Raw genomic sequence first — 13,692 nt, 5'->3', positions numbered from 1 at the left:
ATAAACACTTTATTAGGTCAGTATCCCCATCTATGTGTCTGTCTGCTCTGCCCATAAGGGCACAGGCAGACACATTTACTTACCAAGAGACAAACTTCCACACCTTGGGACACACCCTGCCCAAACAGCAACAACTGCTGACAGAAAGCCTCTATTCAATCGCTGGCAAATGCCGCTGCTGCGACTGTACTTAAATGGTACTTGAAGCATCCCGAAAAGGAGCAAGCCATGAACCTTTGCCAACGTACCCGCACCGGCGCAGTATTACTGGCTGTCGCCGGCCTGAGCTTCGGCTCTCTCAGTGCCCAGGCCGCAATGGATCCTTATATTGAGCAGGCGTTGATCCAGGTCTGTAAATCCAGTGCCAGCAACAGCATGATAGAGTTTTCCACCACCTTGCGTGAGTACCGGATCAATGAACAGCGAGTATTCCCTCGACTGGTGTGCAATGGTGAGTCACTGCATCAATTTGCCATGAGTCATGGCGCCGATCGCACAGCCAAAAAGATTGGCCGCTTCCTGCCCGGCAAAGTGACCATTTCCGATATGGCCATGATCCCAGAGGAGGAAAAACTCTACGTGAGTTTCCGCTGAACTCACTGAGCCCAAAACACTCGGATTAAAATACCAAGGTTTTGTTGCCGTACACCACGACCTGTTCATTGAGTACCAGCGCCAGAGCCCGGCTGAGAACACTTTTTTCCACATCTCGGCCGGCTTTGGCCATATCTGCCGCGCTGTAACTGTGATCCACAGGGATAACATCCTGCTTAATGATAGGCCCCTCATCCAAACAGTTATTCACAAAGTGCGCCGTGGCCCCAATAATTTTCACCCCGCGCTCCCACGCCTGACGATAGGGATTGGCGCCAATAAAGGCCGGCAGAAAGGAGTGATGAATATTGATGATCTTATTGGGATACTGCTCGACAAACTCAGGGGTAAGCACCCGCATATATTTGGCCAGTACCAGGTATTCAGGCTGATAGCCGGCGATAATATCCAACATGGCACGCTCATGGGCGCTGCGATCCAGCCCCTGATGGCTGACATGATGAAAAGGCACCTCAAACTTGGCCGCCAGCGGTGCCAGCGTATCGTAGTTGGCCACTATGGCGGCTATTTCCACATCGAGGGCACCATAGTAGGTTTTCATCAAGAGATCACCAAGGCAATGGGCCTCCTTGGTCGCCAACACCACTATGCGCTTGCGTCCGGCATCCACCAGTTTCATATGGTTTTGCTTGGGCAGAACTTCAGCCAATTCTTCTAACAGCTTAGCTTCATCGAACTCACCTTCAAGCTCGGTACGCATGAAAAAGCGCCCCTGCTGATTATCGACAAACTCGTTGTTTTTGATGATATTCAGTCTGTGCTGAAAGCATACCCCAGTAACTCTGGCGATAAGCCCATATTCATCGGCACAATCAATCATCAGTATTTTGCGTGGCATATCGGCTCCGATTACAGCATTAAAGTTTGAATATGCCACAGTCTCGCCACTGGCGCGCTTAAAATTTATTCATCAAAAGCAGCTCGTTATCTCCGGCTTGCCTGGCGACTGTCCAGATACTTTTGCAAAAGCCCTCTCAAGGTCTCGGCCTTGGTGCCAAACACTACCTGGACGCCCTGCCCTACCACTATCACGCCCTTGGCTCCCAATCCCAACAGGCGGGACTTGTCCACCAGCTCAGGACGTTCGACACTCAGGCGCAAGCGGGTCATACAGGCGCTGAGGTTGCGGATATTGGCAGCGCCGCCGAGCGCGCCTATCATGGCCAGCAGATTGCCGCCCGAAGCGGTTTCCGGCTCCAGCCGCCCCGGCGTCTTAAGATTGAATGCCATGATGGAAGCGCGGAAAATCAGGTAATAGATGACTGCGGTCAAGGGGCCCAGGATCAGAAACCAACCGGCGTTGGCGGATTGATGCCACAAAAGGGCAAAATCCAGCAAACCGTTGGAAAACACCAGCCCATAGTGAATGTCGAGCCAGATACAGACAGCATAAGCCAGCCCGGTCAGCAATGCGTGCACCAGATACAGCAAAGGCGCCACAAACAGGAAAGCAAACTCAATCGGCTCAGTTACCCCGGTGAGCCAACTGGTGGCCGCCGCCGACAGCATAATGCCGGCCAGCCGATTGCGTTCACTCTTGTCGGCACAGCGCCAAATCGCCAGGGCCGCCGCTGGCAGGCCCCACATTTTGATGAGATAGCCACCGGCCAGGTTGCCGGCCTGGGGATCGCCGGCGAGGTAGCGCGCCACTTCGCCTCTGAGCCATTGACCATCCTGATAATACTGCCCAAGCTCGAGGTAGAAAGGCGCATTCCAGATATGGTGCAGTCCAAGCGGCAGCAAGAGGCGCTCCACTGTGCCATAGATGGCAAAGGCCAGCTGTGGCTTTTGATACACGGCCCAGTTGGAGAACACCTCAATATAGTGCGCCAAAGGTGGCCAGATAAGCGCCAGCAAATAGGCCAGCAACACCGCCAACGGCAGCATCAACAATGGCGCGCTGCGGCGTCCCTCAAAGAAGGAAAAGATAGCCGGCAAACGTAAATGACGACTCATGGCCATCGCCAAACAGGTCATTACCCCAAGCAACATGCCACCGGCTATACCTGTATCTATGGTTTCCACTCCGAGCCAAACCGAGGTGTGCACGGGGTTTTGCGAGGCCAGCAGCGATAAGCTTGAGTTGAATACCCCATAACCGAACGCAGCACTGAAGGCGGCAATCCCCTGATCACGGCAAAAGCCTATGGCAATCGCGATGGCAAACAACAACGGCATCATAGTGAAGATGAGATCGCCAGTAGTGGCAAACAGCTCATTGAGCGAAGGAGACAAAATACCTGTCGGCGTGCTGGCCAGGCCTTTCATCACTCCGGCAGCAGGCAGGATAGCTATGGGGACAAGCAGCGCCTGACTCAGGCGCTGAGCAAACTTAAACCAATGTTGTGAAAAGCCTTTCAGGCGCCCGGTTCTGTTTTCAGCAGGGGTAGCCAGTTGTTGAGCCATGCTTGAGCCTCGACCTCGGGTTCCATGGTTTCGCAGGCATCAATCTCCAAACGTTCACCGATACGTTTGGCGCCAAGCTCCGCAAACAGTTCATCCAATTGTTTACCTGCGCCGCAGAAGGTCTCATAACTCGAGTCTCCCAGGGCAATAACTCCGTACCTGAGCTCAGGCAAGTAGGGGGCCGTGTCTTTCAGTTCCAAAAACCAGGGCAAAATATCATCCGGAAGATCCCCTTGCCCGGTAGTGGAAGAAACCAGCAACAGATACTCATCGGCCGCTGGTATATATCCTTTAAGCTCATGACTTTGCCAAAGTTTAGCTTCCAAGCCATGAGTCTGGAGCTGCTTCTGGAGCGTCTCGGCAACAAACTGGGCATTACCATAGACAGTTCCAAACACCAGGTTCACTTTTTTCATGTTATACTCTGCACCTCGGAGTCAATACTCATTGTTCTCCACCATACTGTATCGTCTGCTTATGCTGCAAGCATAAGCATCAACAGACACCCAGCCGACACGCCATTGGCGATAAGGAAACGCAGCGATGCGACAGAGCAGCAGACAGAAACTTCAGAAGCAACATCAAAGGGCAACTCATGTTCGCCGTATGTGTTACTTTAGAGCCGCTCAACAAGACCAACACCATGCCCACTATCCACTCGACGCTTACCGTCCCTTGCTTGACATGATGCACCAGCGCACCAATAAAGACGAAACCTAAGGAAAGTGCGAACAAGTCCCATGTGTGCTCTGCGTCGGCTTACGGGCCTGGATGCAAGGCGTGGTTCGCCGCAAATGGCCCTAGTCCTTTGCAAGAAGCACAACATAGCAGGCAGGTCTGTAAGCCACGCCCTTCGGGGCTTTCACAGCAACCGGCTCTCTGCGTTATCCGACTTCGACAGGCCCCGGCATGCCTTCAGCCAGATGCCTTGAACGCCAATTGCTGTGCAAGCCAGAGTGCCACGAGGACTTATTCGCACCTTCCCTAAGCCAGCAGCAAACCGCTGTCTGACTCAAGCAGGGACTCATCCCAGCCCAGGCCATCGAACACTTGCTGCCATTCAGCCTCCGGCTCTGTCACTATAGTGACGGGTTCGCCTGTCTTTGGGTGAGTGAAGCTCAAGCTCTGAGCCAGCAACCATAAACGGTTGAGGCCGAAGTGTTCACGAAAGAAACGGTTTTGTTTGCCATCGCCGTGGGTGGTGTCACCTATGATGGGGTGACGCAGATGAGCCATATGCCTTCTGAGCTGATGCTTACGTCCGGTCAACGGCGAGAGGCGCATCAAGGCAAAACGACTGCTGGGGTACCGCCCTGACGGGAAAGGGATCTCGGCATTGAGCAACGGCGCATATTGAGTAATGGCATCCTGGGCTTCCTTGTTGCGGTCGGCATTTTTATCGGCCACGGCATCCAACTCCTCTTTGAGTGGATAGTCCAGCGTACCGGCTTGGTGCATATTACCGCGCACCAGGGCCAGATACTCCTTGCGCGTCTCGCGCCCGGCAAACTGCTGACACAGAAGAGCAGCAACTTCACTGCTTTTGGCAAACAACAAGACGCCCGAAGTAGGCCTATCCAACCTGTGCACCGGAAACACATGGCAACCCACCAGATCCCGGGTCAGCTGCATGGCAAAAAAACGCTCTTTTCGCGCCAGATAGGTTCTGTGCACCAGTAATCCTGCCGGTTTATGGATGGCAACCAGGTGTTCATCTTCATAGAGGATACGGATCTCGGGGCACTCTTCATCCACTGGTGTCAAAGATTGTTCCGAAATCTCGGCTTGAAGCTGGGTCTCATCTTGCTTGTTTGGTAAGGAGTTCATCCAAGGTTCTCAACAAAGTGATCAAATTACGATATGTGGGCGCTTCACCCCATACATGTTCGGCCATAGGCGCAGTTGCTATAGCTGATGGCAGCGGCATTTGTGCTTCTATCAGCGCGCGCATTTTCGGCAACAGAATAAACTGCAACCAGGCTTCAAACGCCATACTGTCACAGGCAAAGGGCGCCTGGCTGGCCATGGCAGTCGCGCCAGGATCCGTTGCGCTCCACATTCCCTGCGCTTTCAATTCGACCTCTATGGCCAACAGGAGTTTTTCAGTCGCCAGAAAAGGCATCTGTTACCTCGTAGATCCAAAACAATAAATTGGCGTCAATCATACCATCGGGCCAAGCTTATCCCTATAATGCACCGCATTTGTTGTACAAGAGTCAAACGAGCATGGACAGTATCACTACCCTCAGCGAACTTCTCACCGCCGCCAACACCCAGTATCAGGTCTATGATCTCGGCCGCAGGGTGCAGCACATAGATCCCATGGCTTTTCATCAAATAGAAGCCCTTCAAAGCCCTTACCCTTTTCCCATACAAGGGCATGCCCAGTTTGCCCTGGTGTTCTGGGATGGCAGCAATCAGCAATATATCTGGTTCCTGAAATTACCCTTGGATGAGCGCGGACTCCTGGTCCCAGCTGCGCGTAGCCAGTTTATTCAAATGCTGCTTGAAGCCATGGGGGAAAACCTGACCCGTGAACTGAGCGAAGCCCAGCAGCAACAGATGGCCAATCATCCCTTCAGTTTCAAGCCATCGCAGGAAAAATTGGCCCTGTTCAACGCCTTGGTGCGTAAACAATTGGGACAAGCCGCTTCTGTACAGTATGAATATGCCTGCCAATACCTGAGCGGCAAGGTGGCAGCCGAAAACTGGCAACATCTGGGACTGCAAGGGCTGGCGGATATCTGTGCCAGGGTCAATGAACTGGACCACTCAGCCCTGTTGCAACAAGGATTGAACAAAGGCGCCACCGAGGTACAGATTGCCCTTTGCCAGCAATTGGAACATATATTGCTGCCTGAGCCACTTGCCGAAACGCTCTTCCAGGCATTCAAAGAAGCGGCCCCCGAACATAAGGTTTACTTCCTTCGCGCCTTGGCGTCTCACCCCGAACTCTGCCAACAGGCGATAACTGAGCTGAACAAGCAACAAGCGCTAAATATTGATGCCTTGGTTGCCATCGCCGCCCGCTGCTGGCTTAGTCTGAAACAGGATGGATGCCGCAAAATTTATCTCGAGGCTTTGGCTTTACAGGAGCAAAGCTTCTTTAATCAAATCTTTGCTGATATTGTGGCCATACCCGGGATACGTACCCAGGTATTGAGCGAACTTCGCAATCCTCACCGCAGTGACCGCCTATCCGGCGCCATTGGCGGTCTGTTCAGGGCGACCACAGAATGATGACAGATTTTCTACTGATCGCAGCGCTGGTTATGATTGCTGCGTTTTTCTGGCAGCTGCGACAAATGGCCGAACTCAGCCGGGTATTTGCCGAAAGGGAATGCCAGCGACAAAAGGTGCAGATGCTTGCCATCGCCATGGAGTCGGCGCGTCCCAGCATAGGTGGCCGGAATGGTCTGTGCTGGAAGGCACGCTTTATGTTTGAGTTCAGTACCGATGGCATCAACCAGTATCGCGGCCATATTCTGATGCACGGCAAACAAATCCAGAAAATCGAATGGCCCATCTTTCCCGAACCCGAATGGCATGAAGCGCCAACGGCCAGGGGCAGTGTCGGTGGCGGTTGTGGCTCAGGAGGGGGGTGCAATTCGGGCAGGTGTCGATGAGGCCTTCTCTACCCATGAAAGCTAGTTAGGGTTGTTCTGCCATTAAAATTCAGAGTATGGAGCGACTGAGTTTATCTATTCTCAAAGCCCCGAAATAAGAAAGGGCGCGACAATTAAGCCGCGCCCATCTGTTTCTCTGTTAAGCCTTCCAGCTATTAAGTTGCTTCCCTGCACCATCCATGCGTCTGCCGTGCGTCCTGCGCTCCCTGTACCATCCTGGTGAGTCCCTGTACTTGCGTACCTGTTCCCTTAGTCCCGATTATCCCTTGATCGGGCCTTGCTCTGTCCTTAAGCGTGTCCTGTATCGTCCTTGTGCATCCTTTCAATACATCCTGTTTCGTCTTCCTGACGCTGACCATATTCCTTGGGTCAGTAGCTTTCCCTGTTTGCCATCATCCTGATAAGCATCTTCCTTGAGTTATCCCTGGACCGTGTTCCTCACGGTTGAGGCCTTCCTGACCTTGTTCCCTGAATCATCCTTGTCCTTGGATGATTTAAATACTAATACAATCCCGGCCCAGGAGTTGTACATAAACCGCCCAATAACTCTTGTAACTTTTTTACAGCAATCAAAACAAGGTTGGTAAGTAATTAATTTTAAATGGTTTAATTATTTTTTAGTGACAAAATCCGCTATTTAACTCTTGTTTGTCTCACAACCTTGTGAGATATCTCGCACACCAACCCCGGCTTTAATGGAAAACGATGTGTAGTGAAAAACATATCGCCTATAAACCTGCAACAGAATCACCCAAACATCAATAATCTCAATAGAAGATAATAGTGTCACCCTAAAATACATTAACACTTTTCTATAAAAGCCGCTTGCCAGGAGCTTATGCCCATATGCGATATTTAGGGTTTACATTTCCAAGATGAAAGCTGAGCAGTGATTACTGCGGGGGGAAATTTCTAATAGAAACCTTCGTCTGGCATAGCTGAATGTCCACCTTCTGCTATGGAGGTGATTTACGGCTGAAAACAAAAACCCGCCATATAGGCGGGTCTCTGTGCGAACACTTGCGTCTTTATGTAGCGGCTTACTTAGTAGCCAGCTTCTCACGGATACGTGCAGACTTACCTGAACGCTCACGCAGATAGTACAGCTTGGCACGACGAACGCGACCACGACGCTTAACTTCGATGCTGGAAATCATTGGGCTGTGCGTTTGGAAAGCACGCTCAACACCTTCACCATTAGAGATCTTACGTACGGTAAATGCGGAGTGCAGACCGCGGTTACGCTTAGCGATAACCACGCCTTCAAAGGCCTGCAGACGCTCTTTGTCACCTTCTTTAACACGAACCTGAACGACTACGGTATCACCGGCACCGAAATCAGGTACGTCTTTTTTCATTTGCTCATCGTTGAGCATTTTAATGATGTTGTTCATAACTTACTCCGTTCTAGAATTAACTGAGCTGCGACTAGGCTGAGTCCATTGCGTCAACGAACTGCGCTAATAGAGTCGTCTGTTCGTCAGTCAGAGCTAGATTTTCAAATAATTCTGGCCGTCGCTGCAGTGTTCTTATCAAACTCTGCTGTAGACGCCAGCGTCTAATTTGTTCGTGGTTGCCGCTGAGCAACACCGCCGGAACATCCAGTCCATCAAGACATTCAGGCCGGGTATAGTGAGGACAATCCAATAATCCGTCAGAGAAGGAATCCTGCTCTGCCGAGGCCTGTTTGCCCAGCACGCCGGGAACCAGTCTCGAAACCGAATCTATCAGGGTCATTGCCGGCAATTCACCGCCCGAGAGCACGTAATCACCAACCGACCACTCCTCATCCACTTCCGTCTGAATGATGCGCTCATCGATACCTTCGTAGCGACCGCACACCAGGATCAGCTTGGATGATAGTGCCAACTCAGACACGCCTTGCTGAGTCAGCTTGCGTCCCTGAGGTGACAGATATATCACCTTGGCTCCCTCACCTGCCGCAGCCTTGGCTGCATGAATGGCATCGCGAAGGGGCTGAACCATCATCAACATTCCGGGACCACCACCATAAGGTCTGTCGTCCACAGTGTTGTGTCTATCATGGGTGAAATCCCTGGGATTCCACGTCTGTACTTCCAGCAGGCCATTCTTCACGGCCCGACCCGTCACGCCAAAGTCTGTTACTGCTCGAAACATCTCCGGGAACAGGGTGATGACCCCTAACCACATAAGCTGTTTCCTCGACTCAGAAGTCCGGATCCCAATCCACTAAAATCTGTTTTGCCGAAACGTTCACCTCTTTGATGAACTGTTCGGTGACAAAGGGGATCATACGTTCCGCTTTGCCAAAGCTATCTTTGGCGTTGGCCTTCACCAGCAAGACGTCGTTGGATCCTGTTTCCACGATCTGATCGACCTTGCCCATGTTGTAGCCCTTGGTGTTGATCACTTCGCAGCCGATAAGATCGCGCCAGTAGAATTCATCTTCCGGCAGGTCTTTCATCTGCTCAGGCAGTATGCCGATCTCACAGTTAGTGAGCATCTGCGCCCGCTCCCGCGTCTCTACCCCTTCAAGTGCGGCAACAACCGCCTTGCCCTGATAGCGCCACTGGGTGACCTTCACTTCACGCCATTCGCCCTGCTCTTTAATGAGCCAAGGTGAATAGTCAAAAATACCTTCAACAGAATCGGTATAGGCGGTGATTTTCAGCCAACCTTTAATGCCATAGCTGGAACCAAGTTTGCCCAACACGATTGGCTGTGGGTTACTGCTCATCAATCTATACCTTAAACGCTATTAAGCAGCTGCTTTACGAGCGTCTTTGATCAGTTTTGCTACGCGTTCTGTAGTTGCAGCACCGTTTGAAACCCAGTGCTCAACACGGTCCAGATCCAGGCGCAGAGTTTCTTCCTGACCTTTGGCCAGAGGGTTGAAGAAACCTACACGCTCGATGAAACGACCGTCACGGGCATTGCGGCTATCAGCAACAACGATGTTGTAAAATGGACGCTTTTTCGCGCCACCACGAGCTAAACGAATGGTAACCATGCGTTCTTTATCCTCTAATGATTTGCTTTTCAGCAAAAATAAAAACTGGAACCCCGTGTTCGCGAAGAGTCCCAGATAGAAAGCCGGAAGATTTTACCTGACTTTCGGGCGATTGCAACCGATCCCGGCTAATTTTACAACGCCCATTCACAGTTTATCCCAAGCGGGACAATAGTTAAGAACATCAGGTAATGTCATTTGGTATCAGCGACCGGGGAATTTCATTCCCGGAGGCAGCATGCCTCCCAGGCCGCGCATCATCTTATGCATGCCGCCTTTGGCAGACATTTTCTTCATCATTTTCTGCATCTGGGTAAACTGCTTCAGCAAGCGGTTTACATCTTGAATTTGAGTGCCTGAACCGGCAGCGATGCGGCGTTTTCGTGAGCCTTTGATCATATCCGGACGCTTACGTTCATTTGGCGTCATGGAGTTAATAATAGCTTCCATCTGACCTGTGAGCTTACCGTTTTGCACCTGCGCCAAAGCATCGGGAGGCAGTTGACCAACGCCGGGTAGTTTTTCCAGCATCCCCATCATGCCGCCCATATTCTTCATCTGCTGCAGCTGCTCACGGAAGTCTTCCAGGTCAAAACTGCCGCCGGACTTCACTTTAGAAGCCAGCTTAAGGGCTTTTTCCTTATCGACACCGCGCTCAACTTCTTCGATGAGCGACAACACGTCCCCCATTCCCAGAATACGGGAAGCTACCCGGTCTGGATGGAAAGGCTCGAGCGCATCAGTTTTTTCACCCACACCCAGGAACTTAATCGGTTTACCTGTGATGTGACGAATGGACAGGGCGGCACCGCCTCTGGCATCACCATCCACCTTGGTGAGGATCACCCCGGTCAGCGGCAGCGCTTCATTAAAGGCCTTGGCAGTATTGGCCGCATCCTGACCTGTCATGGCGTCGACCACAAACAGGGTTTCAACCGGCTTGACCGCAGCGTGCAGCGCCTTGATTTCATCCATCATCGCCTCGTCCACATGCAGGCGACCGGCGGTATCCAGAATGACTACATCAATAAACTTACGCTTGGCGTAAGCGATGGCGGCATTGGCAATATCTACCGGCTTTTGACTGACGTCCGATGGGAAGAATTCGACTTCGACTTCATTGGCCAGGGTTTCCAGCTGCTTGATCGCCGCCGGACGGTATACGTCGGCACTGACCACAAGCACAGACTTCTTCTGTCTGGTTCGCAGGAACTTACCCAGCTTGGCAACACTGGTGGTTTTACCCGCGCCCTGCAGTCCTGCCATCATCAATACAGCAGGTGGCTGAGCGGCCAGATTGAGAGCCTCGTTGGCCTCCCCCATGGCTTTTTCCAGTTCACTCTGAACGATTTTGACAAATACCTGCCCAGGGGTCAGGCTCTTAGCCACTTCCTGGCCAACGGCACGTTCTTTGACGCTGCTGACAAATTCCCGCACCACAGGCAGAGCCACATCGGCCTCCAGCAGTGCCATACGAACTTCGCGCAGGGTGTCCTTCACGTTCTCTTCAGTCAAGCGACCCCGACCACTGATATTTTTCAGGGTGCGGGACAATCTGTCGGTGAGATTCTCAAACATCGTCCAGTTCTATACCGTTTATGAATGTAAAATGATGGGGCATATTATAACTATAGCCGGAGTATTAATGCAGCCCTGTTCTCAACATGGGGTTAAATAGACGCTTATCAAGGTACAAATGAATGTTTTTGACGGGAACCAATTACCCTTTATTACGCACTAATCTACTGGGCACTGAGTAATTTTGTCGTCTGGGTCACTGCCCAATTACCTGTGGCTCATGTTATTCTAATACCTGCAAGTTTTCTAAAGCTGCCCACAGAGGCCAATTACACATAAGGATAGGTTAATCCCAGATGGTCATTCTCTCTGCTGCCGCGATGTTTTTCTACAGCATAGCGCTGATATTAGTGACAAGCCGCTTGTTTCACGCCGAGGGGCCCAACCGCCGCACCGTTGCCGGTTTTGCCGCTTTGGGTGTGATACTGCACGCTGCAGCCTTGTACCAGGCAATCTTTACTGTCGATGGCCAGAATTTCAGTCTGACCAATGTAATATCCATGGTGAACTGGATTATCGCCCTGGCCTTTACCTTGGTACTTTCACGTATCAAGGTCATTGTGCTGGTACCTGTGGTGTACGCCTGCTCCGTGATATCCGTATCCCTGCTATGGCTTTTGCCACCTAAGTACATCACTCATTTTGAAGTGCACCCTGAAGTATTGGTCCACGTGGTATTGTCGCTGATGGCCTACAGTGCCTTGATGATAGCAGCGCTTTACGCCATACAACTGGCTGTAATCCAAAATAAGCTAAAGAAAAAGCAACTGATTTTGAACCCCGCGCTTCCGCCACTGATGACGGTAGAGAAGCAGCTGTATCATCTGATCATCATAGGGGTGATTCTGCTGAGTCTGTCGCTGGCCACCGGCTTTATTTTCCTTGATGATATGTTTGCCGATGGCAAGGGCCACAAGGCGGTACTTTCCATTCTGGCCTGGTTCGTCTATATCGCTATGCTGTGGCAGCAATATACCGTGGGTTGCCGTATCCGCACGGCAGTGATCTACAGTCTGACCGGTGCCAGCCTGCTCTCTCTGGCTTACTTTGGCGCCCGCATCGTCAAAGAACTTATCCTGAGCTAATCTGAATTAAGTCAGGCAGGGCTAGACCTTTGCCTGACTTGACACTCCATCCAATTGCCAGTATTTACTAACTTTCGCTATTCCTGACGGGGCCCCTTTTTGGACGATATATCGACCGGCATACTCCTGATAATTCTCCTGCTGTTAATCCTGATTTCGGCGTATTTTTCCGGTTCGGAAACCGCCATGATGACCCTAAACCGCTACCGGTTGCGTCATCTGGCCAATAATGGCCACAAAGGTGCCAAACGCGCCATCAAACTACTCGACCGTCCCGACAAACTCATAGGCCTGATCCTCATAGGCAATAACCTGGTTAATATTCTCGCCTCCTCAATCGCCACGATTCTGGGTATCCGACTCTGGGGCGACTTGGGATTAGCCATCGCCACCGGGGTACTGACACTCGTGGTATTAGTGTTTGCCGAAGTGACGCCCAAGACTGTGGCTGCACTGCATCCAGAACGCATCGCCTTCCCATCAAGCCTGATACTCAAGTGGTTGTTATGGCTGTTTTTGCCTCTGGTCAAAAGCGTCAACATCATCACGTCTTTCATACTCAGACTAATGGGGATCCGCACCATACGTGCCGATGATGCCCTGAGCCAGGAGGAACTCCGCACTGTTGTTCATGAAGCAGGAGCCCTTATCCCCAGACGCCACCAGGAAATGTTGTTGTCAATTCTGGATCTGGAGAAGGTCACTGTGGAAGACATCATGGTGCCCCGCTCTGAACTCTACGCCATCAATGTCAATGATGACTTCAAAAGCATCAACAAACAGGTTATTCAGAGCCCGCATACCCGGGTACTCCTGTATCGTGACAACATAGATGATGCCGTAGGTTTTGTGCATCTGCGTGATGCGTTAAGACTGCAATCCAAGGAACAGTTCAGTAAATCTTCCCTGCTGAGGGCTGTAAAAGAGCTGTACTTTATTCCCGAAGGCACGCCGCTCAACGTGCAATTGGCCAACTTCCAGCACAACAAGGAACGCATCGGCCTGGTGGTAGATGAATACGGGGATATTCAAGGATTGGTGACGCTGGAAGATATTCTTGAAGAAATCGTCGGCGACTTTACCACTTCCATGATCACCACTCCCAGCGAAGATATTACCCCGCAGCAGGATGGCAGCTTCCTGATCGATGCCACCATCAACATCCGCGACCTCAACAAAGAGATGGAGTGGGACTTCCCAACCGACGGCCCCAAGACCCTCAATGGTTTGATCCTGGAATATCTGGAAGAGATCCCCCAGGCCAACACTAGCCTGAGACTCGCAGGTTACCCTATGGAAGTGGTAGAAGTGGCCGACAACATGATCAAAACGGTACGGATCATGCCGCAATTTTATCGTCCATCCTGAAACTCAACTTGCTTTGAACTAA

At 51.5% G+C, this 13,692-nt stretch carries 16 protein-coding genes; 6 read left to right on the top strand and 10 right to left on the bottom strand.

The features are described 5' to 3' along the window. Nucleotides 1–228 precede the first annotated feature (228 nt). Nucleotides 229–594 carry a DUF3718 domain-containing protein gene (locus RC73_RS11520; protein WP_039034770.1) on the top strand — a complete coding sequence of 122 codons (366 nt, stop codon included), beginning with the start codon at nucleotides 229–231 and terminating at the stop codon, nucleotides 592–594. Between the two features lie 25 nt (nucleotides 595–619). On the opposite strand, the gene purU is transcribed toward RC73_RS11520, so the two are convergent. The 3 genes from purU to RC73_RS11505 all read right to left on the bottom strand — a co-directional run bounded on the left by purU (nucleotide 620) and on the right by RC73_RS11505 (nucleotide 3,437). After that, nucleotides 620–1,453: a formyltetrahydrofolate deformylase gene (purU, locus tag RC73_RS11515; RefSeq protein WP_039034769.1), complete on the bottom strand. Its 834-nt coding sequence runs from the start codon at nucleotides 1,451–1,453 to the stop codon at nucleotides 620–622. Between the two features lie 86 nt (nucleotides 1,454–1,539). Next, on the bottom strand, nucleotides 1,540–3,021 hold the full coding sequence (locus RC73_RS11510) for a PTS transporter subunit EIIC (RefSeq protein WP_039034768.1): 1,482 nt from the start codon (nucleotides 3,019–3,021) through the stop codon (nucleotides 1,540–1,542). Next, nucleotides 2,973–3,437, bottom strand: a complete 465-nt coding sequence (locus RC73_RS11505) for a flavodoxin (RefSeq protein ID WP_039034799.1) — start codon at nucleotides 3,435–3,437, stop codon at nucleotides 2,973–2,975. Before RC73_RS11505 ends, RC73_RS11510 begins: the two co-directional genes overlap by 49 nt. Before the next feature lie 127 nt (nucleotides 3,438–3,564). Here RC73_RS11505 and RC73_RS20750 point away from each other — a divergent pair, with 127 nt between their 5' ends. Next, nucleotides 3,565–3,741 carry a hypothetical protein gene (locus RC73_RS20750; RefSeq protein WP_099049524.1) on the top strand — a complete coding sequence of 59 codons (177 nt, stop codon included), beginning with the start codon at nucleotides 3,565–3,567 and terminating at the stop codon, nucleotides 3,739–3,741. Between the two features lie 264 nt (nucleotides 3,742–4,005). Here RC73_RS20750 and truC read toward each other — a convergent pair whose 3' ends face one another. Together truC and RC73_RS11495 are read right to left on the bottom strand one after the other, a co-directional pair. Beyond that, a complete protein-coding gene (truC, locus tag RC73_RS11500; protein ID WP_039034767.1) occupies nucleotides 4,006–4,848 on the bottom strand; it encodes a tRNA pseudouridine(65) synthase TruC in 843 nt (280 codons plus the stop codon). Then, complete coding sequence (locus RC73_RS11495) at nucleotides 4,820–5,143, bottom strand: YqcC family protein (RefSeq protein WP_039034766.1); 324 nt, start codon at nucleotides 5,141–5,143, stop codon at nucleotides 4,820–4,822. The genes truC and RC73_RS11495 overlap by 29 nt, the downstream gene beginning before the upstream one ends. A gap of 104 nt (nucleotides 5,144–5,247) precedes the next feature. Between RC73_RS11495 and RC73_RS11490 the strand changes: the two genes are divergently transcribed. Both RC73_RS11490 and RC73_RS11485 read left to right on the top strand, forming a co-directional pair. After that, nucleotides 5,248–6,261 (top strand): DUF3549 family protein, encoded by a 1,014-nt coding sequence (locus RC73_RS11490; RefSeq protein WP_039034765.1) that lies wholly within the window; start codon nucleotides 5,248–5,250, stop codon nucleotides 6,259–6,261. Continuing rightward, nucleotides 6,258–6,647 (top strand): DUF3301 domain-containing protein, encoded by a 390-nt coding sequence (locus RC73_RS11485; protein ID WP_039034764.1) that lies wholly within the window; start codon nucleotides 6,258–6,260, stop codon nucleotides 6,645–6,647. Before RC73_RS11490 ends, RC73_RS11485 begins: the two co-directional genes overlap by 4 nt. A 1,040-nt stretch (nucleotides 6,648–7,687) precedes the next feature. Here RC73_RS11485 and rplS read toward each other — a convergent pair. From rplS to ffh, 5 genes are all read right to left on the bottom strand, one after another. After that, nucleotides 7,688–8,041: a 50S ribosomal protein L19 gene (rplS, locus tag RC73_RS11475; RefSeq protein ID WP_039034762.1), complete on the bottom strand. Its 354-nt coding sequence runs from the start codon at nucleotides 8,039–8,041 to the stop codon at nucleotides 7,688–7,690. A 34-nt stretch (nucleotides 8,042–8,075) separates the two neighbouring features. Beyond that, on the bottom strand, nucleotides 8,076–8,819 hold the full coding sequence (trmD, locus tag RC73_RS11470; protein ID WP_039034761.1) for a tRNA (guanosine(37)-N1)-methyltransferase TrmD: 744 nt from the start codon (nucleotides 8,817–8,819) through the stop codon (nucleotides 8,076–8,078). A 16-nt stretch (nucleotides 8,820–8,835) separates the two neighbouring features. Next, entirely contained in the window at nucleotides 8,836–9,366 is a 531-nt protein-coding gene (rimM, locus tag RC73_RS11465; RefSeq protein ID WP_025010565.1) for a ribosome maturation factor RimM, read from the bottom strand. Nucleotides 9,367–9,387: 21 nt separating this feature from the next. Beyond that, entirely contained in the window at nucleotides 9,388–9,639 is a 252-nt protein-coding gene (gene rpsP, locus RC73_RS11460) for a 30S ribosomal protein S16 (protein WP_025010564.1), read from the bottom strand. 204 nt (nucleotides 9,640–9,843) lie between these two features. Then, nucleotides 9,844–11,217, bottom strand: a complete 1,374-nt coding sequence (gene ffh, locus RC73_RS11455; protein ID WP_039034760.1) for a signal recognition particle protein — start codon at nucleotides 11,215–11,217, stop codon at nucleotides 9,844–9,846. A gap of 296 nt (nucleotides 11,218–11,513) precedes the next feature. Here ffh and RC73_RS11450 point away from each other — a divergent pair, with 296 nt between their 5' ends. Beyond that, entirely contained in the window at nucleotides 11,514–12,302 is a 789-nt protein-coding gene (locus RC73_RS11450; protein WP_039034759.1) for a cytochrome C assembly family protein, read from the top strand. A gap of 99 nt (nucleotides 12,303–12,401) precedes the next feature. Beyond that, nucleotides 12,402–13,670, top strand: a complete 1,269-nt coding sequence (locus RC73_RS11445; protein WP_039034758.1) for an HlyC/CorC family transporter — start codon at nucleotides 12,402–12,404, stop codon at nucleotides 13,668–13,670. Nucleotides 13,671–13,692: the final 22 nt, after the last annotated feature.

Source organism: Shewanella sp. ECSMB14102 (genome assembly GCF_000813075.1).
Classification (GTDB): Bacteria; Pseudomonadota; Gammaproteobacteria; order Enterobacterales; family Shewanellaceae; genus Shewanella; species Shewanella indica.
Note: the sequence above shows the minus strand (reverse complement) of the source record. Positions and strands in the feature narration are given on the sequence as shown.